This is a genomic window from Actinomycetes bacterium (assembly GCA_036510875.1).
In the GTDB taxonomy this organism is placed as follows: Bacteria; Actinomycetota; Actinomycetes; order Prado026; family Prado026; genus DATCDE01.
The window spans coordinates 13,339-33,242 of sequence record DATCDE010000218.1; the positions used below are offsets into that span (position 1 = coordinate 13,339).

The 19,904-nt window shown below is 71.5% G+C and carries 21 protein-coding genes, 3 tRNA genes and 1 pseudogene; 19 read left to right on the top strand and 6 right to left on the bottom strand.

Annotation, left to right across the window (positions count from 1 at the left end; translation table 11 throughout):
- Position 1 precedes the first annotated feature (1 nt).
- Genes VIM19_12675 through VIM19_12685 form a run of 3 tightly spaced genes read left to right on the top strand, consistent with a single transcriptional unit; the run spans position 2 to position 4,116 of the window.
- On the top strand, positions 2-1,552 hold the full coding sequence (locus tag VIM19_12675) for an NADH-quinone oxidoreductase subunit M (GenBank protein HEY5185733.1): 1,551 nt from the start codon (positions 2-4) through the stop codon (positions 1,550-1,552).
- A complete protein-coding gene (gene nuoN / locus VIM19_12680) occupies positions 1,549-3,105 on the top strand; it encodes an NADH-quinone oxidoreductase subunit NuoN (GenBank protein HEY5185734.1) in 1,557 nt (518 codons plus the stop codon). The genes VIM19_12675 and nuoN overlap by 4 nt, the downstream gene beginning before the upstream one ends.
- A 3-nt stretch (positions 3,106-3,108) precedes the next feature.
- Positions 3,109-4,116, top strand: a complete 1,008-nt coding sequence (locus VIM19_12685) for a polyprenyl synthetase family protein (protein ID HEY5185735.1) — start codon at positions 3,109-3,111, stop codon at positions 4,114-4,116.
- 21 nt (positions 4,117-4,137) lie between these two features.
- Here VIM19_12685 and VIM19_12690 read toward each other — a convergent pair whose 3' ends face one another.
- Genes VIM19_12690 through VIM19_12710 form a run of 5 tightly spaced genes read right to left on the bottom strand, consistent with a single transcriptional unit; the run spans position 4,138 to position 9,629 of the window.
- On the bottom strand, positions 4,138-5,298 hold the full coding sequence (locus tag VIM19_12690; protein ID HEY5185736.1) for an acyl-CoA dehydrogenase family protein: 1,161 nt from the start codon (positions 5,296-5,298) through the stop codon (positions 4,138-4,140).
- 47 nt (positions 5,299-5,345) lie between these two features.
- A complete protein-coding gene (gene rarD, locus VIM19_12695) occupies positions 5,346-6,260 on the bottom strand; it encodes an EamA family transporter RarD (protein HEY5185737.1) in 915 nt (304 codons plus the stop codon).
- A gap of 9 nt (positions 6,261-6,269) precedes the next feature.
- Positions 6,270-6,710, bottom strand: a complete 441-nt coding sequence (locus tag VIM19_12700) for a GNAT family N-acetyltransferase (protein ID HEY5185738.1) — start codon at positions 6,708-6,710, stop codon at positions 6,270-6,272.
- Positions 6,711-6,721: 11 nt separating this feature from the next.
- Complete coding sequence (locus tag VIM19_12705; GenBank protein HEY5185739.1) at positions 6,722-7,777, bottom strand: 2-oxoacid:ferredoxin oxidoreductase subunit beta; 1,056 nt, start codon at positions 7,775-7,777, stop codon at positions 6,722-6,724.
- 4 nt (positions 7,778-7,781) lie between these two features.
- A complete protein-coding gene (locus tag VIM19_12710; protein ID HEY5185740.1) occupies positions 7,782-9,629 on the bottom strand; it encodes a 2-oxoacid:acceptor oxidoreductase subunit alpha in 1,848 nt (615 codons plus the stop codon).
- Positions 9,630-9,723: 94 nt separating this feature from the next.
- Here VIM19_12710 and nuoB point away from each other — a divergent pair, with 94 nt between their 5' ends.
- The 3 genes and pseudogenes from nuoB (at position 9,724) to VIM19_12725 (ending at position 11,008) form a co-directional block, all read left to right on the top strand.
- Positions 9,724-10,176, top strand: coding sequence for an NADH-quinone oxidoreductase subunit NuoB (nuoB, locus tag VIM19_12715; protein HEY5185741.1), 453 nt, complete (start codon positions 9,724-9,726; stop codon positions 10,174-10,176).
- Positions 10,173-10,745, top strand: coding sequence for an NADH-quinone oxidoreductase subunit C (locus tag VIM19_12720; GenBank protein HEY5185742.1), 573 nt, complete (start codon positions 10,173-10,175; stop codon positions 10,743-10,745). Before nuoB ends, VIM19_12720 begins: the two co-directional genes overlap by 4 nt.
- Before the next feature lie 26 nt (positions 10,746-10,771).
- A pseudogene (locus tag VIM19_12725) lies at positions 10,772-11,008 on the top strand (4Fe-4S binding protein).
- Between the two features lie 64 nt (positions 11,009-11,072).
- Here the strand turns inward: VIM19_12725 and VIM19_12730 are convergent.
- Positions 11,073-11,561 carry a YajQ family cyclic di-GMP-binding protein gene (locus VIM19_12730; GenBank protein ID HEY5185743.1) on the bottom strand — a complete coding sequence of 163 codons (489 nt, stop codon included), beginning with the start codon at positions 11,559-11,561 and terminating at the stop codon, positions 11,073-11,075.
- Between the two features lie 58 nt (positions 11,562-11,619).
- Between VIM19_12730 and VIM19_12735 the strand changes: the two genes are divergently transcribed.
- From VIM19_12735 to VIM19_12795, 13 genes are all read left to right on the top strand, one after another.
- Positions 11,620-11,701, top strand: a tRNA-Tyr gene (locus tag VIM19_12735).
- Between the two features lie 115 nt (positions 11,702-11,816).
- Entirely contained in the window at positions 11,817-12,584 is a 768-nt protein-coding gene (locus VIM19_12740; GenBank protein HEY5185744.1) for a 3-hydroxyacyl-CoA dehydrogenase, read from the top strand.
- A 16-nt stretch (positions 12,585-12,600) separates the two neighbouring features.
- On the top strand, positions 12,601-13,269 hold the full coding sequence (gene npdG, locus VIM19_12745) for an NADPH-dependent F420 reductase (GenBank protein ID HEY5185745.1): 669 nt from the start codon (positions 12,601-12,603) through the stop codon (positions 13,267-13,269).
- Positions 13,270-13,289: 20 nt separating this feature from the next.
- Complete coding sequence (locus VIM19_12750) at positions 13,290-14,444, top strand: CaiB/BaiF CoA-transferase family protein (GenBank protein HEY5185746.1); 1,155 nt, start codon at positions 13,290-13,292, stop codon at positions 14,442-14,444.
- Positions 14,445-14,475: 31 nt separating this feature from the next.
- Positions 14,476-15,240: a crotonase/enoyl-CoA hydratase family protein gene (locus VIM19_12755; GenBank protein HEY5185747.1), complete on the top strand. Its 765-nt coding sequence runs from the start codon at positions 14,476-14,478 to the stop codon at positions 15,238-15,240.
- 56 nt (positions 15,241-15,296) lie between these two features.
- Complete coding sequence (locus VIM19_12760) at positions 15,297-16,502, top strand: acyl-CoA dehydrogenase family protein (GenBank protein HEY5185748.1); 1,206 nt, start codon at positions 15,297-15,299, stop codon at positions 16,500-16,502.
- A 63-nt stretch (positions 16,503-16,565) separates the two neighbouring features.
- Positions 16,566-16,641, top strand: a tRNA-Thr gene (locus tag VIM19_12765).
- Positions 16,642-16,679: 38 nt separating this feature from the next.
- A tRNA-Met gene (locus tag VIM19_12770) sits at positions 16,680-16,756 on the top strand.
- Between the two features lie 120 nt (positions 16,757-16,876).
- Complete coding sequence (gene rpmG / locus VIM19_12775) at positions 16,877-17,008, top strand: 50S ribosomal protein L33 (protein ID HEY5185749.1); 132 nt, start codon at positions 16,877-16,879, stop codon at positions 17,006-17,008.
- Positions 17,009-17,139: 131 nt separating this feature from the next.
- The gene (locus tag VIM19_12780) at positions 17,140-17,949 is read left to right on the top strand and encodes a glucose 1-dehydrogenase (GenBank protein ID HEY5185750.1); all 810 of its coding nucleotides are present in this window, start codon (positions 17,140-17,142) and stop codon (positions 17,947-17,949) included.
- Entirely contained in the window at positions 17,949-18,425 is a 477-nt protein-coding gene (locus VIM19_12785; protein HEY5185751.1) for a MaoC family dehydratase N-terminal domain-containing protein, read from the top strand. Before VIM19_12780 ends, VIM19_12785 begins: the two co-directional genes overlap by 1 nt.
- Positions 18,422-18,850 carry a MaoC/PaaZ C-terminal domain-containing protein gene (locus tag VIM19_12790; GenBank protein ID HEY5185752.1) on the top strand — a complete coding sequence of 143 codons (429 nt, stop codon included), beginning with the start codon at positions 18,422-18,424 and terminating at the stop codon, positions 18,848-18,850. The genes VIM19_12785 and VIM19_12790 overlap by 4 nt, the downstream gene beginning before the upstream one ends.
- A 7-nt stretch (positions 18,851-18,857) precedes the next feature.
- Positions 18,858-19,892 (top strand): UDP-N-acetylmuramate dehydrogenase, encoded by a 1,035-nt coding sequence (locus tag VIM19_12795; GenBank protein ID HEY5185753.1) that lies wholly within the window; start codon positions 18,858-18,860, stop codon positions 19,890-19,892.
- Positions 19,893-19,904: the final 12 nt, after the last annotated feature.

Below are 19,904 nucleotides of genomic sequence, written 5' to 3' on the forward strand. Positions count from 1 at the left end.
CGTGACCTCCTTCCCGTGGCTGACCACCATCGGCGTGATCCCGCTCGTCGGGGCCGTCGTCGTGGCAGCGCTGCCGAAGGGCCGCGACCTGTTGGCCAAGCAGGTGGCCCTGGTCGTCTCGCTCGTCGTGCTCGTCCTGACCGTGATCATGGCGACCGCGTTCGACGCGACCGGGCCGACGTTCCAGTTCGTCGAGCAGCACTCCTGGATCAGCGCCTTCGGCGTGTCCTACGCGGTCGGCGTCGACGGCATCGGCCTGGTGCTGGTGGCGCTGGCCACCGTGCTCGTCCCGGTGGTCATCCTGGCCGGCTGGAACGACGCCGACGACTCGAACCGCCCCGTCAAGGTCTACTTCGCGCTCATCCTGGTCCTGGAGACCATGATGATCGGCGTCTTCGCGGCGACCGACCTGTTCTTGTTCTACGTCTTCTTCGAGGCGATGCTCATCCCGGTCTACTTCCTGATCGGCGCGTTCGGCGGGGCTCAGCGGTCCTACGCCGCGGTCAAGTTCCTGCTGTACAGCCTGTTCGGCGGGCTGCTCATGCTGGTGGCGCTGATCGGCCTGTACTCGGTGTCCGGCAACCAGCTGGGCAAGGGCACCTTCGAGTTCTCCGCGCTGACCGGGCTGAACATCGACCCGACCACGCAGAAGTGGCTGTTCCTTGGCTTCTTCTTCGCCTTCGCGATCAAGGCGCCGCTGTGGCCGTTCCACACCTGGCTGCCGGATGCGGCGGCCGAGTCGACCCCCGGAACGGCCGTGCTGCTGGTCGGCGTGCTCGACAAGGTCGGCACCTTCGGCATGATCCGGTACTGCCTGCCGCTGTTCCCGGACGCGTCGAAGTACTTCGCCCCAGCGATCCTGGTGATCGCCGTCATCGGCATCCTCTACGGCGCACTCGCGGCTATCGGGCAGACCGACATGATGCGGCTGATCGCCTACACGTCGTTGTCGCACTTCGGGTTCATCACGCTGGGCATCTTCGCGATGACCACCCAGGGTCAGTCCGGGTCGACGCTGTACATGGTCAACCACGGGTTCTCTACGGCCGGACTGTTCATCGTGGCCGGCTTCCTGATCAGCCGGCGCGGCTCCCGGCTCATCGCCGACTACGGCGGAGTCCAACGGGTCGCTCCGCTGCTCGCCGGCAGCTTCCTGGTCATGGGGTTGGCCTCGCTGGCCCTGCCGGGGCTGTCCACGTTCGTCAGCGAGTTCCTGGTCCTGGTCGGCACGTTCACGCGCTACCCGGCCGCCGGGATCGTGGCGACCATCGGCATCATCTTCGCGGCGCTGTACGTCCTGCTGTGGTACCAGCGAGTGGCGACCGGCGAGCCGAGCGAGCGGGTGAAGGGGTTCAAGGACCTCGGGCTCCGCGAGGTGCTCGCGGTGGCCCCGCTGATCGCGCTGCTCATCGCCCTCGGCTTCTTCCCGAAGCCGCTGCTGGATGTGATCAACCCAGCCGTCTCGAGCACCCTGCAGCACGTTGGGCAGACCGACCCCACGCCCACCGTGCCGGTCGCATCCGGTGCCAGCGCTGAAGGGACTGCCCAGTGATCGTGCTGGCTGCTGCCTCGTTCCAGACGCCCTCGCTCGACTACGGGGCGCTCGCCCCGATGCTCGTGGTGTTCGCCGCTGCGTTGGTCTCGGTCCTGGTGGAGGCGTTCGTCTCGCGCAGATACCGGGCCATGGTGCAGCAGGCGATCGCCGTCGCCGGGCTCATCGCAGCTTTCGTCGCGGTGGTGGTCAACGCGACCTCCGGCACCGCGGCCATCACCGCCGAGGGAGCGGTGGCCGTCGACGGACCCACCCTGTTCATCCAGGGGACCGTGCTCCTGCTGTCCCTCGGCGCCGTGCTGCTCATGTCCGAGCGGTCCATCGACCCGTCCGGTGACGCGTTCGCGCCCACCGGCTCGGCGGTGCCTGGCAGCGACGACGAGCGCGAGGCCGCGACAGCGGGCTGGCGGCAGACCGAGATCTACCCGCTCACCCTGTTCTCGGTGGGCGGCATGCTGCTGCTGCCCGCGTCCAACGACCTGCTGACGCTGTTCGTGGCCATCGAGGTGCTCTCGCTGCCGCTGTACATCCTGGCCGGGCTGGCCCGCCGCCGGCGGCTCATCTCGCAGGAGGCCTCGCTCAAGTACTTCGTGCTTGGCAGCTTCTCCTCGGCCTTCTTGCTGTTCGGCATCGCCTATCTGTACGGATTCTCCGGCTCGCTCGAGCTCGGAGTGATCGCCTCGTCGGTCGGTTCGACCGTCGGCCGGGACCCGCTGCTGCTCATCGGGGTTGCCATGATGGCGGTGGGCCTGCTGTTCAAGGTCAGCGCCGCCCCGTTCCACTCCTGGACGCCGGACGTCTACCAGGGCTCGCCCACCGCGGTGACCGCGTTCATGGCGGCAGGGACCAAGGTCGCCGCCTTCGGCGCGCTGCTGCGGGTGTTCTACGTCGCCCTGGGCGGGGTCCGGTGGGACTGGCGGCCGATGATGTGGGCGATCGCGATCCTCACCATGGTCGTCGGCTCGGTGCTCGCGGTGACCCAGACCGATGTGAAGCGGCTGCTGGCCTACTCCTCGATCGCGCACGCGGGCTTCATCCTGGTGGGCGTGCTCGCGATCGACCGGGCTGGCGTGTCCAGCACGCTGTTCTACCTGGTGGCCTACGGGTTCACCACGATCGGCGCGTTCGCCGTGGTGACCCTGGTCCGTGACTCCGCAGGTGAGGCGACCCACCTGTCTCAGTGGGCCGGGCTGGCCCGTCGCTCGCCGCTGGTGGCCAGCGCGTTCGCGCTGTTCCTGCTGGCGCTCGCCGGGATCCCGCTGACGAGTGGCTTCACCGGGAAGTTCGCCGTGTTCTCTGCGGCGATCGGCGGCGGTGCGGCCCCCTTGGCGATCGTGGGTGTCCTGGCGAGTGCGGTCGCGGCGTTCTTCTACGTCCGGGTGATCGTGCTGATGTTCTTCTCCGAGCCTGCCCCCGACGGCCCCACGGTCGCCGTCCCGAGCGCGTTCACCACGGCTGCCGTGACCGTGGGCGTCGTGGTGACGGTCGTGCTCGGCGTCCTGCCCCAGCCGCTGCTCGACCTGGCTGACCGCGCTGCGGTCTTCGTGAGGTAGGGCTTGGTACCCGGCCGGCCGGTCGCACCGTTCGAGATCACCGTCGGCGACTCGGCGCTCGAGGGCGCCCTCGCGCGGGGCCTGGCCAGCGTCGAGGAGCTGCTGCGCACCTCGGTCAAGAGCGACGACCCGTTCGTCAGCGAGGCGGCCCGCCACCTCGTCGACGCGGGCGGCAAGCGGTTCCGACCGCTGCTGGTGCTGCTGGCCGCGCAGTTCGGCAACCCGCACGCGCCGGGGGTGCTGCCGGCCGCTGTCGTCGTCGAGCTGACCCATCTGGCGACGCTGTACCACGACGACGTGATGGACGAGGCGCCCCTGCGGCGCGGCGCGGAGTCGGCCAACGCGCGCTGGGACAACACGGTGGCCATCCTCACCGGTGACTTCCTGTTCGCCAGGGCATCCGACCTGCTCGCCGACCTCGGGCCGGAGGCGGTCCGCATCCAGGCGCGGACCTTCGAGCGGCTGGTGACCGGGCAGATCCGGGAGACGGTCGGCCCGGCCGACGGACAGGACCCGCTCGAGCACTACCTGTCGGTCCTCGCGGACAAGACCGGCTCGCTGATCGCCACCTCGGGCCGGTTCGGCGCCATGATGTCCGGCGCGGACGATGTCGTGGTGGAGGTGCTCGCCCGGTTCGGGGAGCGGTTCGGCGTCGCCTTCCAGCTCTCGGACGACCTGCTCGACATCACCAGCGAGTCGGCCGAGTCGGGCAAGACGCCGGGCACCGATCTGCGCGAGGGGGTACCGACCCTGGCCACCTTCCACGCGATGCGCGCGACCGACCCCGCTGACGCGCGGCTGCGCGATCTGCTGAGCCGTCCGCTGCCGGACGACGACGAGCACGCCGAGGCGCTCGCCCTGCTCCGGGCGCACCCGGCGATGGAGCTCGCCCGCGCCGACCTCAAGACGTGGGCTGACCACGCCCGGTCGGTGCTGCGGCCGCTGCCCGACGTCCCGGCCCGCGACGTGCTCGCGGGGCTGTGCGACGTCGTGCTCGCGCGCACCCGCTGAGCGGCGCCGGAGGCCGGCAGCTCAATAGCCCAGCCGGGTGGCCGCCAGCTCGGCCATCACCTCGGTCGCGCCGCCGCCGATCGCCAGCACCCTGGTGTCGCGGTAGTGCCGCTCCACCTCCAGGTCGGCGATGAAGCCGGCCCCTCCGTGCAGCTGGACGGCCTGGTAGGCCACGTGCTCGCACGCGGCGACCGCCGTGTTCTTGGCCAGCGCCGCCTCGGCGATGACCTCCTCGCCGGCGGCGTGCCGCTGGGCCACCTGCCGGGTGTAGACCCGTGCCACGTCGACCTGCCGGTGCATCTCCACCAGCTGGTGCCGGACCAGCTGGCGTGAGGCCAGCGGTCGGCCGAACGTCTGCCGCTCGCGGGTCCAGGCCGTGGCCAGCTCGAGGCAGCGCTGGGCGGTGGCGTAGGCCTGGACGGCCAAGGAGATGCGCTCGACCACGAACTGGGCGGCCAGCTGCAGGAACCCGGTGCCCTCGGCGCCAACCAGGTTCTCGGCCGGGACACGGCACCCGTCGAAGGACAGCTCGGCGGTGTCCGAGCAGCGCCAGCCCATCTTGTCCAGCCGGCGGACCACCGAGAACCCCGGGGTGTCGGTCGGGACGACGATCAGGGACAGGCCCGGGTAGCCCGGCCCGCCGGTCCGTACCGCCACCGTGACCCAGTCGGCGCGGGCGCCGGACGTGATGAAGGTCTTGGAGCCGTCCACCACGTAGCTGTCGCCGTCCCGCACCGCGCGCGTGCGCAGCGCCGCCACGTCCGAGCCGCCGTCCGGTTCGGTCACTGCGAGCGCGGCGATCGCGCGCCCTTGCAGCACCGGACGGACGAAGCGGTCAGCCTGCCCGGGGTCACCGGCAGCGACGATGTGGGGCAGGGCGATCCCGTGCGTGAAGAGCCCGGCGACCAGGCCACCGCTGCCCCCGGCCTGGAGCACCTCCTCGGTCACCACGAGGGAGTCCAGCAGGTCACCGCCGGAGCCGCCCACGGACTCGGGGAAGCTGACCCCGAGCAGCCCGGCCTCGGCAGCCCGCTCGTGCAGCGACCTCGGCAGCTCCCCGCCCCGCTCCCAGGTGTCGAGGTCCAGCAGCACCTCCTGCTCGACGAACCGGCGGACCATGGCCCGCAGGCCACGGCGCTCCTCGGTGCGAAACGGGTCAGCTGGTGCGGCGTCTGCGGTCATATCGCCAACCTTGCCAGCAGGGCGCCCATGGGCGGGGCTTCCCGGGATCAGTGGGCCTCGGCCGGCACGACGTCCGCAGCAGGCGTCCGTCGGCTGGCCGCCCAAATCGAGTCGAAGGTGAGCACCAGCAGTCCGAGCCAGACCAGCCCGAACCCGATCCACCGGGGGGGTGGCATCGCCTCGTGGAAGACCAGGATCCCCAACAGGAACTGCATGGCCGGGGTTAGGTACTGCATGATGCCCAGCCAGCTCAGCGGCACCCGGTTGGCCGAGCCGCCGAAGGCCAGCAGCGGCACGGCCGTGATGACGCCGGTGGCCGCAAGCAGCGCCGCATGGCCGGGACCGTGGGTGGCGAACGTGTTGCGGCCGCTCGCCTGCAGCACCACCAGGAAGACCACGGCCGGCACGAACAGCGCCGATGTCTCCACCGTGAGGCTCTCGACCGGTCCGATCCCCACGGTCTTCTTGACCAGGCCGTAGGTGCCGAACGACGCGGCCAGCAGCAGCGCGATCCAAGGCAGCCGGCCGTAGTCGACCGTGAGCACCACCACGGCGACCGCGCCGAGGCCGACCGCGAGCCACTGCACCAAGCGCAGGCGCTCCCCGAGCACCAGCACGCCGAGCGCCACCGTGAGCAGCGGGTTGATGAAGTACCCGAGGGAGGTCTCGACCACGTGGCCGGAGTTGACCCCGTAGATGTAGATGCCCCAGTTCACTGCGATGACGAAGCCGGCGAGGACGAGCAGGCCGAGCCGCCGGCGGTCCCTCAGCAGCGGGCGGATCCAGGACCAGCGGCGCGCAGACAGCAGCAGGAGCAGGACCACGGCCAGGCACCAGACGATCCGGTTGGCCAGGATCTCCACGGCGCCGGCCGGCTCGAGCAGCGGCCAGTAGAGCGGGAACAGGCCCCAGATGAAGTAAGCGGTCAGCCCGAGCAGCACACCGCGACGCCGGTCGGACACCCCGGCAGGCTACGCCACGACGCCCCGGCGATCGATTTCCATCCAGCGCTCGGGGGCGGCCAGCGGCCGGAAACCAACGCCGGCGTAGACCTCGTGGGCGTCGCGCGTCGCCAGCACGACCCGCCGCACCCCATCGGCCTGCAGGTGCCCGGTGATGGCCGCGATCAGCCAGGTCCCGATGCCACGCCCCCGGTAGCCGGCGTCGACGAAGACGTCGCAGACCCAGGCGAAGGTCGCGCGGTCGGTCACCACCCGGGCCACGCCCACCTGGGTGCCGCCGTCGTAGACACCCACGCCCAGCGACGCCGCGAAGGACCGGTCGACGACGTCGCGCGTCCGCCCGGCCGCCCAGTACGACTCGCCGGACAGCCAGCGGTGCACCCGGTCCAGGTCCAGCCGAGCCGGGTCCGAGGAGAGCTCGAGCCCGTCCGCTCGGCGTTTCTGCAGCAGGTCGCCCTCGCTCAGCTGATGGTCCAGGTGTCGCTGCCGTGGAGCAGGGTGGTCAGGTCGCCGGTGCCTTGGGTGGCGGTGGCCCGGTCGAGCTGCTCGGCGAGGAGTGCGTCGTAGGTGGGTCGGACGACGTCGCGGAACACGCCGATGGGGGTGCGGTCCAAGGTGGTCGGGTCGGCGAGGCGGGACAGTGCGAACGCCAGCTCGGGGTTGTCGGCGTGCTCGTCGTGGACGAGCAGCTGGGACTCGCCGTCCGGCCCGAGGTCGGTGACCTCGACCACCTGCAAGGTCGCGTCCGGTGCCCGCACGACTCCCTTGGACCCGTCGGTGCCGAACCGGATCGGCTGGCCGTGCTCGAGCCGGATGGTGGACAGGTCCCGGGTGTCCGGCTCCTTGAGGACGGCGAACGCGTCGTCGTTGAAGATGGGGCAGTTCTGGTAGATCTCCACCAGCGCGGTCCCGGGGTGGGCCGCGGCCCGGCGGAGCACCTCGGTCAGGTGCTTGCGGTCGGAGTCGACGGTGCGGGCCACGAACGTGGCCTCGGCGCCGAGCGCGAGGGAGACCGGGTTGAACGGGGTGTCGACCGAGCCCATGGGGGTGGACTTGGTGACCTTCCCGCGCTCCGAGGTGGGCGAGTACTGGCCCTTGGTCAGGCCGTAGATCCGGTTGTTGAACAGCAGGATCTTCAGGTTGACGTTGCGGCGCATCGCGTGGATCAGGTGGTTGCCGCCGATCGACAACGCGTCGCCGTCGCCGGTGACCACCCACACCGACAGGTCGGGTCGGGACACGGACAGCCCGGTGGCGATGGCCGGCGCGCGTCCGTGGATCGAGTGCATCCCGAACGTGTCCAGGTAGTACGGGAAGCGCGAGGAGCAGCCGATCCCGGAGACGAAGACGATGTTCTCCCGGCGCAGCCCCATCTCGGGCAGGAACCCCTGGATGGCGGCCAGGATGGCGTAGTCCCCGCAGCCGGGGCACCAGCGGACCTCCTGGTCGGACTTGAAGTCCTTCGCCTTGAGCGGGATGTCCGTCTTGGGCACCCCGGCCAACGCCTCGACGTCGATGAGGTCAGCCACTGGCGATCACGTCCTCGATCACGGCTTGCAGCTCGTCGGCCTTGAACGGCTTGCCGCGGACCTGGTTGTAGGCGATGGCGTCCACGAGGTACTTCGCCCGCAGCAGCATGGCCAGCTGCCCGAGGTTCATCTCCGGGACGAGGACCTTGTCGTAGCGGGCCAGCACCTCACCGGTGTTCGCCGGGAACGGGTTGAGGTGCCGCAGGTGGGCCTGGGCCACCTGGTGGCCGGCCAGGCGCACCTGGCGACACGCCGCCCCGACCGGGCCGTAGGTGGAGCCCCAGCCGATCACCAAGACCTTGGCCTGTCGACTCGGGTCGTCGACCTCCAGCGGCGCGATGGTGGCCGCGACCCCGTCGACCTTCGCCGCCCGGGTGCGCACCATGAAGTCGTGGTTGGCCGGGTCGTAGGAGATCTCCCCGGACCCGTCGTGCTTCTCGATGCCGCCGATGCGGTGCTCCAGCCCCGCGGTGCCGGGGATGGCCCAGGGCCGGGCCAGGGTCTGCGGGTCCCGCAGGTACGGCCAGAACTCGCCGTCGTGGTTGGGCTCGGTGGCGAAGGCGACGCTGATGTCCGGCAGCGTGTCGGTGTCCGGGATGCGCCACGGCTCGGAGCCGTTCGCCAGGTAGCCGTCGGACAGCAGCAGCACCGGCGTGCGGTAGAGCAGCGCGATCCGGGCCGCCTCGATCGCGGCGTCGAAGCAGTCCGACGGCGAGCGCGGCGCCACGATCGGCACCGGTGCCTCGCCGTTGCGCCCGAACATCGCCATCAGCAGGTCGGCCTGCTCGGTCTTGGTCGGCAGGCCGGTGGACGGGCCGCCGCGCTGGACGTCGACGATGACCAGCGGCAGCTCCAGCGACACCGCGAGCCCGATCGTCTCCGACTTCAGCGCCAGCCCCGGACCCGACGTCGTCGTGACGGCCAGCGCGCCGCCGAAGGCGGCACCCAGCGCCGCCCCGATGCCCGCGATCTCGTCCTCCGCCTGGAACGTCCGCACGCCGAACCGCTTGTGCTTGGCCAGCTCGTGCAGGATGTCGCTGGCCGGGGTGATCGGGTAGGCGCCCAGGAACATCGGCAGCCCGGACAGCCGCGACGCGGCCACCAGCCCGTAGGCCAGGGCCAGGTTGCCGGAGATGTTGCGGTAGGTGCCCGCCGGCAGCGGGGCCGGCTTCACCTCGTAGGAGACCGAGAAGTCCTCGGTCGTCTCACCGAAGTTCCAGCCCGCCTTGAACGCCGCGATGTTGGCGGCCAGGATGTCCGGCTTGCTGGAGAACTTCGACTCCAGGAACGCAAACGTAGACTCGGTCGGCCGGTGGTACAGCCACGACAGCAGACCCAGCGCGAACATGTTCTTCGCCCGCTCGGCCTCCTTCTTCGACACCTCGATGCCCTCGACCGCCGCGACCGTCATCGAGGTCAGCCCGACCCGGTGAACGTGGTAGCCCTCCAGGCTGCCGTCCTCCAACGGGTTCGCCGCATAGCCGACCTTCGCCAGGTTCCGGTCGGTGAACTCGTCGGTGTTCACGATCAGGTCCGCGCCGCGGCGCAGGTCCTTCAGGTTCGCCCGCAACGCCGCCGGGTTCATCGCCACCAGCACGTCAGCGGCATCACCCGGCGTCAAGATGTCGAAGTTCGCGAACTGCAGCTGAAAGCTGGACACCCCCGGCAAAGTCCCCGCCGGCGCCCGGATCTCGGCAGGAAAGTCAGGCAGCGTCGACAAGTCATTGCCGAACGCCGCCGTCTGAGAGGTGAAACGGTCACCGGTGAGCTGCATGCCGTCACCGGAGTCGCCGGCGATACGGATGATCACACGGTCGACTTCGACGACCTGCTTGGCCACGTGCTCCTCGAACCCCCTTGGGCTGGATCCTCCTAGTCTAGGCACCGTGCCGGAGAGTGGGGGCAACCCCGACGTTGGTGACGGGAGGTGTCGGGTGACGGTGGACCTCGGGTCGCCCGCCGTCGGTCCCAATCGCGGCACCGTTGCGCTGGACGACGTGCGGCTGCGGGTGTGGACCTACGACGTGGGGCTGGCCTGCTGCGCCGTCGAGGTCATGGCCGCCGTCCTGCCCAGGCTCGGTGCGGCCGAGCCGGGCGCGCCGCTCGCCGCCTCGCCCCGGGAGGCGGATGTGCTGGTGGTGTCCGGGACCCTGACCGACGTGTTCGCCCCTGTCCTGCGCCGGCTGCTCGACCAGCTGCCTGGGCGTCCGTACGTGATCTCGTTCGGGGCGTGCGCCGACTCCGGCGGCCCGTACTGGGACTCCTACAGCGTGACCAAGGGCGTGGACCAGCTGGTCCCCGTCGACCTCTACGTGCCCGGCTGCCCGCCACGACCGGAGGCCCTGAGCGCGGCGTTGCAGGTCGTTGCCGACGGGCTGCCTCGATGACCGGTCACGAGCGGGCCGAGGCGCTCGCGGCTGCGCTGCCGGGCGCGTCGCTCACCACATCGTTCGGGGAGGCGACCGTCGACGTCCCGGCCGACGCGTGGCGGGATGCGTTGCGGCTGGCCCGCGACGACCACCGGCTGGGCTACCTCGACTGGCTGTCCGCCTACGAGGACACCGACGCGGTCCTGGTCGTGGTGTGCCACCTGGTCGCGCTGGAGCCGGTGGAGCACCTGCTGGTCCGGACCCGCGTGGACGCCGTACCGCCCAGCCTGCCCAGCGCCGTCGCCGTGTTCCGCGGGGCCGACTGGCACGAGCGTGAGGCCGCCGAGATGTTCGGCCTGACCTTCACCGGGCACCCGGCGCCCGGCCCGCTGCTGCTGCCGGCCGGCTTCGAGGGCCACCCCCTGCGCAAGGGCTTCGTGCTCGCGGCTCGCGCCGCGCGCCCGTGGCCGGGGGCGAAGGAGCCGGGGGAGTCCGGCCCTGCCGTTCGGCGCCGCCGCACCCTGCCGCCCGGCGTGCCGGCCGCGGGCCGGTGGAGGCCGGCCGACCAGGACGGCGAGCAGCCGTGACCGCGCCCTACCCGCCCCCGGCCGGCAGCCGTGGCGCGATCGCCCTGGTCGCTGACAGATGCACATCCTGCATGCTGTGCGCCCGCGAGTGCCCGGACTGGTGCATCGAGATCGACTCGCACACCGAGGAGGAGCCGGCAGCGGGCCGTCGCCCCCGGACCCGCCACGTCCTGGACCGGTTCGCCATCGACTACGCGCTGTGCATGTACTGCGGGATCTGCATCGAGGTCTGCCCGTTCGACGCGCTGTCCTGGTCGCCCGAGCTGGTGGCCCCGGCCGCGGGCGTCACCGGGCTGATCCTCGAACGTGACCAGCTCGGGGTGTTCGTCACCGGTAGTTGACGAACTGGACGGCGAACTCCAGGTCCTTGCCCTTGATCAGTGCGATCACGGTCTGCAGCTCGTCCCTCGACTTCGAGCTGACCCGCAGCTCGTCGCCCTGGATCTGGGCCTTGACCCCCTTGGGCCCCTCGTCCCGGATGATCTTGGACAGCTTCTTGGCGTCGTCCGAGCTGATGCCCTGCTTCAGGCTGGCCACGAGCCGGTACTCCTTGCCGGACGCGTACGGCTCGCCGAGGTCGAGCGCCTTGAGCGAGACGCCGCGCTTGACCAGCTTGCTCTCGAACACGTCGAGGATCGCCTTGACCCGCTCCTCGCTGTTCGCGCGCATCTCGACGTTCTCGCCCGACCAGGCGATCGAGGCGCCGACGTTCTTGAAGTCGTAGCGCTGGGACACCTCCTTGGCGGCCTGGTTCAGCGCGTTGTCGACCTCCTGATGGTCAACCTTGCTCACGATGTCGAAACTCGAGTCGGCCATGCGTGGCCCCCTTTCCGGCTGGGGTAACATTCTCTCCGCTGTCCACCCGGCAGCACCCGGCAGGTTGCCCGAGCGGCCAATGGGAGCGGACTGTAAATCCGTCGGCTTTGCCTACCAAGGTTCGAATCCTTGACCTGCCACGGGACGAAGGCCCCGGACTGCGCGACGCGCGGGCCGGGGCCTTCGGCGTGTCCGGGGTGGTGACATGCTCGGCAGGTACGCGGGCCCGGTCACTGAGCGAAGGCAGGGGTGGGAATGGACGTCACGAACAAGGTCGCGCTGGTCACCGGGGGCGCGTCCGGCCTGGGGCTGGCGACCGTGCAGCGGCTGGCTGCGGGCGGCGCGAAGGTCGTCATGGTCGACCTGCCGACCTCCCAGGGGAACCAGCTGGCCGCGGACCTCGGCGAGTCGGTGGTCTTCGCGGCCACGGACGTGACCGACGAGGGCCAGGTCCAGGCCGCGGTCGACGCCGCGAGCGCCCTGGGCGACCTCGCTGTCGTGGTGAGCTGCGCCGGGATCGGGACGGCCGCCCGGGTGGTGGCCAAGGACGGCAGTCCCTTCCCGCTGTCGGTCTTCAGCAAGGTCATCCAGGTGAACCTGATCGGCACCTTCAACGTGATCCGGCTCGCCGCCGCCCGCATGATCGCCTCGACACCGACGGACGGCGAGGAGCGGGGCGTCATCGTCAACACCGCCTCCGTCGCGGCGTACGAGGGCCAGATCGGCCAGGCGGCGTACTCGGCGTCCAAGGGTGGTGTCGTGGGGATGACCCTGCCGATCGCCCGTGAGCTGGCCCAGCACAGGATCCGGGTGAACACCATCGCGCCGGGCCTGTTCCTGACCCCGATGTTCCAGACGCTGCCCGAGGAGGCGATCGCGTCCCTCGGCGCGCAGGTTCCCCACCCGTCCCGGCTGGGGAACCCCACGGAGTACGCGGCGCTGGTGGCGCACATCGTCGAGAACCCGATGCTGAACGGCGAGACGATCCGCCTCGACGGCGCCATCCGGATGGCACCGCGCTGACGCCCGTGGAGGCCCCGTGACCAGTCCGCTGGACAGCCAGACCGTCGCCGTGCTGGGCGGGACCGGCCCGCAGGGGCGGGGGCTGGCCCGACGTTTCGCGGCCTCGGGCCTGTCCGTCGTCATCGGCAGCCGGAGCCGGGAGCGCGCCGAGGCGACCGCCCGGGAGCTGGCCGCGGCAACCGGCGGCTCGGTGACGGGCGCCGACAACGCTACAGCGGCGCGCCTCGGCGACGTGGTGGTCGTCGCCGTGCCCTGGGACGGCCACCGAGAGCTGCTCGCCGAGCTGGCGCCCGGCCTGTCCGGGAAGGTCGTCGTCGACTGCGTGAACCCGATGGGCTTCGACGCCCAGGGAGCCTTCCCGCTTCCGGTCGAGGAGGGCTCGGCGGCCCAGCAGGCCGCGGCGCTGCTGCCGGACAGCCATGTCGTCGCCGCCTTCCACCACGTGAGCGCCGTGCTGCTGGACGACCCTGCGGTCGCGTCCCTGGACACCGATGTGCTGGTCCTTGGTGACGACCGCGCGGCGACCGACCTGGTGAGCGAGCTGGCCGGCCGGATCCCGGGCATGCGCGGGGTCTACGCCGGGCGGCTGCGCAACGCGCACCAGGTCGAGGCGCTCACCTGCAACCTGATCAGCGTCAACCGCCGGTACAAGGCGCACGCGGGGCTTCGGGTCACCGACGTGTGACCCGCCTCTAGCCTGGGGCCATGTCTGTGTCCCGTGGCCCGCTGGCCGGAGTCCGCGTCGTCGAGCTGGCCGGCATCGGCCCGGCGCCCTTCGCCTGCCTGCTGCTGGCCGAGCTCGGCGCGGACGTGGTGCGGGTGGACCGCCCGGGGGGCGGCGGGCTGGCCGCCGCTTCGGCCACCGGGCTGCACCGCAGCCGGCCGTGCGTCGCGGTCAACCTGAAGACCGAGCAGGGCCGGGACGTGGTGCTTCGCCTGGTCGAGCGGGCCGACGTGCTGGTCGAGGGCCTGCGCCCCGGGGTCACCGAACGGCTGGGGGTCGGCCCCGAGGAGTGTCTGGCCCGCAACGAGCGGCTGGTCTATGCCCGGATGACCGGGTGGGGCCAGGACGGACCGCTCGCCCCCACGGTCGGGCACGACATCACCTACGCGGCGATCACCGGCGCCCTGCACAGCATCGGCACCCCGGACAAGCCCATGCAGGCGGTCAACCTGGTGGCCGACTTCGGCGGCGGCGCCCTCTACCTCGTCGTGGGCGTCCTGTCGGCGCTGCTCGAGCGCAGCCGCAGCGGACGCGGCCAGGTCGTCGACGCCGCGATGGTCGACGGCGCGGCGTCCCTCATGACCATGGTCTACGGCCTGCTGGGGGCGGGGCTCTGGCAGGACGCCCGCCAGGCCAACCTGCTGGACGGGGGAGCGCCGTTCTACGACACCTACCGGTGCGCGGACGGCAGGCACGTGGCGGTGGGGGCGCTCGAGCCCCAGTTCTACGCGGCGCTGCTCGCCGGGCTCGGGCTGACCGGGCAGCTCGAGGGTCACCAGCTCGACGTCCGGCACTGGCCGGACCACCGCGAGCGGTTCGCCGCGGTCTTCGCCACCCGGACGAGGGACGAGTGGGCCGACCACTTCGCCGGGACGGATGCCTGCGTGGCCCCGGTCCTCAGCCTGACCGAGGCACCAGCGCACCCGCACCTGGCCGCCCGGGGGGTCTTCGCGGACGTCAGCGGGTCGCCGCAGCCCGTGGTCGCGCCCCGCTTCTCCCGCACTCCGGGCCTGCCGCCGACGCCGGAGCGGCAGCCGGGGCAGGACACGGACGCAGCGCTCGAGGCCTGGGGCTTCACGGCCGAGGAGATCCAGGCCCTTGTGGACGCCCATGCGGTGCACCGGCTCGCGGACTAGCCACATCCATCAGCATCCATCGGGAGGGGTCATGGCGGACGAGGTCCTGGTCGAGCGGCTCGACGGCATCCAGGTGATCACGATCAACCGGCCGGAGGTGAGGAACGCCCAGAACGCGGCCGTGGCCGCTGGTATCGCGGCGGCGGTGGACGAGCTCGACGCGTCGGACGACCTGTGGGTAGGCATCCTGACCGGGGCTGGGGGCACCTTCTCCTCGGGGATGGACCTGAAGGCCTTCCTCAACGGCGAGAGCCCGACCGTCGAGGGCCGCGGCCTCGGCGGGATCACCATCACCCCGCCGCGCAAGCCGCTGATCGGTGCCGTGGAGGGCTGGGCCGTGGCCGGAGGGTTCGAGCTGCTGCTCGCATGTGACCTGGTGGTGGCCGCGGAGACCGCTCGGCTCGGCGTCCCGGAGGTCAAGCGCTCCCTCGTAGCGGCCGGAGGCGCGGCCCTGCTGCTGCCGAGCCGGGTCCCGCTGGCCGTCGCGCTCGAGATGCTGCTCACGGGGGACCTCATCACTGCCCGACGGGCCGCCGAGATCGGCCTGGTCAACCGGGTCACCGAGCAGGGTGGCGCCCTCGCCGGGGCGCTCGAACTGGCCCGGGTGATCGCGGCGAACGGGCCGCTCGCGGTGGCCGCGACCAAGCGCATCGCACGGTCCAGCGCCGACTGGTCCACGGTGGAGGGGTGGGCCCGGCAGCAGGAGGTCGCCGGGCCGGTCTTCCAGTCCGACGACGCCAGGGAGGGCGCCTCGGCGTTCGCCGAGAAGCGGACGCCGGTGTGGAGAGGGCGCTGATCACGGCCTAGGTTGGTGCCGGGGCGCCCGACGCCCCGAGGAACCGGAGGGTGGCCATGGACTTCGCGCTGTCGCCGAAGGCGGAGGAGACCTCTGCGGCGATGTGGGACTTCATGCGGGAGAAGGTGTTCCCCGCGGAGCCCGTCTACGCCCGCTACCTCGCCGAGCAGGGCCCGCACGAGCTTCCGCCCGTGATGGAGGAGCTGAAGGAGTCCGCCCGGCGGCGCGGGCTGTGGAACCTGTTCCTGCCCGACGTGTCCGGCCTCACGAACCTCGAGTACGCCTCGGTCGCCGAGATCTCCGGCTGGTCACCGGTGATCGCCCCCGAGGCGATCAACTGCCAGGCCCCCGACACCGGCAACATGGAGGTGCTCCACCTCTTCGGCACGCCCGAGCAGAAGCGGGACTGGCTCGAGCCGCTGCTGGCGGGCGAGATCCGGTCCGGCTTCGCCATGACCGAGCCGGACGTCGCCAGCTCGGACGCCACCAACATCACCACGCTGATCCGCCGCGAGGGCGACGAGTACGTCGTCAACGGGCGCAAGTGGTGGACCAGCGGCGCCGCGGACGAGCGCTGCCAGGTCTTCATCGTCATGGGCAAGACCGACCCGGACGGCGAGCTGCACCGTCAGCAGTCCATGATTCTCGTCCCGCGCGACGCCCCCGGCCTCACCATCGAGCGGCACCTGCCGGTGTTCGGCTACCAGGACCAGCACGGGCACTCCGAGATCCTGTTCTCGGACGTCCGGGTCCCGGCGACCAACCTGATCGCCGGCGAGGGCGACGGGTTCGTGATCTCCCAGGCCCGGCTCGGCCCCGGCCGGATCCACCATGCGATGCGGCTCATCGGCATGGCCGAGCGGGCCATGGCGCTCATGGTGGACCGGGCCAAGTCCCGGGTCGCGTTCGGCAAGCACCTGTCCGAGCAGGGCGTCGTGCGCGAGCTCATCGCGCAGTCGCGGATCGACATCGACCAGACCCGGCTGCTCGTCTACAAGACCGCCTGGCTGATCGACGTCTACGGAGCGAAGGGCGCCCGGACCGAGATCGCCGCCATCAAGGTGGCCGCCCCGGCCATGGCCACCGCGGTGATCGACCGGGCGATCGAGGTGTTCGGCGGTGCCGGCATCAGCGACGACACCCCGCTGGCCTACTTCTACGCCTGGGCCAGGGCGCTGCGGATCGCGGACGGCCCGGACGCCGTCCACCGCCGCTCCATCGCCCGCGATGAGCTCCGTCGGGAGCGGCCGTACGTCGGGTGACCGACCGCCCACACCGGGGGGATTTCCGCTCCGCCGCGGAGGTTGTGTACCCTCGGTCCGCTCGCCCCAATAGCTCAGTCGGCAGAGCGTCTCCATGGTAAGGAGAAGGTCTACGGTTCGATTCCGTATTGGGGCTCCAAGCACCAAGGCTGCCCGGCTCCGGCCGGGCGGTCGCCAGGCGGAGTAGCTCAGGTGGTCAGAGCAAGCGGCTCATAATCGCTGTGTCGCCGGTTCGAGTCCGGCCTCCGCTACCAGACCGACCGATTTTCCTCACCGGGAATCGGGGGCTAACCTGACATGTCCGCCGAGAAGTCACCTGAGCAGGAAGAGGCCGTCCCGTGGCTGCCAAGACCGACGTCCGCCCGAAGATCACCATGGCCTGCCAGGAGTGCAAGAACCGTAACTACATCACCAAGAAGAACCGGCGCAACGACCCCGATCGGGTGGAGCTGAAGAAGTACTGCCCGACCTGCAAGACGCACACGGTCCACAAGGAGACCAAGTAGCGCACAGCGCTCGGCCGTCGCCGGCGCCCAACGTCCGTCCCGTCAGGGCCGCCCCCGTCTCGGGGTGCGGTCCTGACGTGCGTTAGCGTCCTGACCACCTCAGGGCAGGACGAGCGGGAGGAGCCGGGTCGATGGGACGTCTGGACGACAAGGTGGCGATCGTCACCGGGGCAGGTCGGGGGATCGGCCGGGCCACGGCGCTGCGGCTGGCCGCGGACGGTGCTCGCGTGGTGGTCAACGACGTCGACGCCGAGCCCGCCCACGAGACCGCGGAGCTGATCGCGCAGGCCGGCGGCGAGGCGGCGGTCAGCCTGGACAACACCGTGGACCTGGCCGCGGCCAAGCAGCTGACCGCGAGCACGGTCGAGCGGTTCGGCAAGCTCGACATCGTGGTGAACAACGCGGGCATCACCCGGGACAAGATGTTCCACAACCTCGACGACGAGGTCTTCGACTTCGTCATGGACGTCAACCTGAAGACGTCGTTCCACACCACGCTGGCCGCCATGCCGTACCTGCGCGAGGTCGCCAAGGCGGAGATCAAGGAGCTCGGGGCGGTCCGCTACAACCGCAAGATCACCTTCACTTCCTCGTTGACCGGCCTGGCCGGCAACGCCGGCCAGTACAACTACGCCGCGGCCAAGGGCGCGATCATCTCGACCACGAAGACCCTGGCCCGCGAGCTCGGCCCGTTCGGGATCAACGTCAACGCCGTCGCGCCCGGCTTCACCGAGACCCGGCTCACCGCGCCCAAGGAGGACGGCGCCGAGCTCGGCGTCCCCGAGCAGATGCGCCAGATGGCGGTCATGATGACCGCGCTCGGGCGGGCCGGCCGGCCCGAGGACATCGCCAACGTCCATGCGTTCCTCGTCTCCCCGGACTCCGACTTCGTCACCGGCGTGACCATCCCGGTCACCGGCGGCAGTCTCGGCGGCATGTGATGCCGCTCAACGCCGACTTCGTCGGCCGCGAGTACCCGGCTGCCGAGCCCTACGAGGTCTCCCGCGAGCTGATTCGGCGGTTCGCCGACGCCATCGGGGACCCGAACCCGGCCTACCGTGACCCGGCGGCGGCCCGGGCCCTCGGCCACCCCGACGTCGTCGCCCCGCCGACCTTCCTGACGGTGCTGTCCTTCCGGTACGTCGTCGACTCGCCGATGGTGGACCCCGCCCTGGGCCTGGACTACTCGCGCGTCGTCCACGGCGAGCAGCGGTTCGTGGCGCACCGGCCGGTCCACGCCGGCGACGTGCTCAGGGTCGTCAGCAGCGTCGAGGACATCCGGGTGGCCGGGCGCAACGAGGTGCTGACCACGAGGACGGCGGTGAGCACCCTGGACGGCGAGCCGGTGGCCGACATCTACAGCAGCGTGGTCTCCCGCGGCACGGCGGTCGCCACGCAGGAGGGGGAGGGCGCATGACCGCCGTCGTGGTGTACGACAGCGTCGAGGTCGGCACCGTGCTGCCGCCGCTCAGCTTCCCGATCCAGCGGGCCAACCTGGTCATGTACGCGGGTGCCTCCGGCGACTTCAACATCATCCACTGGAACGAGAAGGTGGCCACGGCGGTCGGGCTGCCCGACGTCATCGCGCACGGCATGCTGACCATGGCCGAGGCCGGGCGGGTCGTCACCGACTGGGTCGGTGACCCCGGGGCCGTCGTGGAGTACGGCGTCCGCTTCGTGCGGCCCGTGGTGGTCCCGGACGACGGGGTGGGGACCCGGCTCGACGTCTCCGGGGTCGTGACCGAGAAGCTGGACGACGGCCGGGTCGTCGTCCAGCTCACCGCCACGGTCGGCGGCGACAAGGTGCTCGGACAGGCCCGCGCGACCGTCCGGCTCGCCTGACCGAGCGGTGCGCGAGCTCACCGGCGTCCCGCTCGCCGGCCGGACCACGCTGCGGCTGGGCGGCCCGGCCCGGCGGCTGGTCGAGGTGGACGAGGAGCCCGAGCTGGTCGACCTGGTCCGTCGGCTCGACCGGGCCGGCGAACCGGTGCTCGTCCTGGGCGGCGGCTCGAACCTCGTGGTCGCCGACGCCGGCTTCGACGGCACGGTGGTGGCTCTCGGCACCCGGGGGATGAGCGTCACCGGCGACGGCGAGCACGTCCGGGTCGTCGTGGCGGCGGGGGAGCCATGGGACGGCGTGGTCGCGCGGGCCGTAGCCGACGGGCTGTCGGGCGTCGAGGCGCTCTCGGGCATCCCCGGGTGCACCGGCGCCACCCCCATCCAGAACGTGGGCGCCTACGGCCAGGAGGTCGCCGACGTGCTCACCGGGGTGCGGGCGCTGGACCGTGGCTCCGGCCAGGTGGTCGAGCTGGATGCCGCGGCCTGCGGGTTCGGCTACCGGGACAGCGCCCTCAAGCGGGCCCCGGGGCGGTACCTGGTGCTCGCCGTGACGATCCGGCTGAGCCGGTCGGCCGCCGCGCAGCCGGTCCGCTACGCCGAGCTGGCCATGGCGCTGGACGTGCCGGTCGGGGCCACGGCGCCGCTGGCCGACGCGCGGGCCGCCGTCCTGACGCTGCGCCGGTCGAAGGGGATGGTGCTGGACGCCGACGACCCGGACACCGCCAGCGCCGGTTCCTTCTTCACCAACCCGCTGCTCAGCCCGGCCGAGGCGGCCGCCCTGCCCGAGGCGGCCCCCCGCTTCCCGCAGCCGGACGGGCGGGTCAAGACCTCGGCGGCCTGGCTCATCGAGCACGCGGGCTTCGGCCGCGGCTACGGGCCAGGCCCGGCCCGGATCTCCGGCAAGCACACCCTGGCGCTCACCAACCCCGGTGGGGCGACCACCGCGGACCTGCTCGCCCTGGCCGGGGAGATCCGCGCCGGGGTTCGCGCGGCCTACGGGGTCGATCTGGCCGCCGAGCCGGTGCTGGTCGGCTGCTCGCTGTAGGCGGCGGCCAGC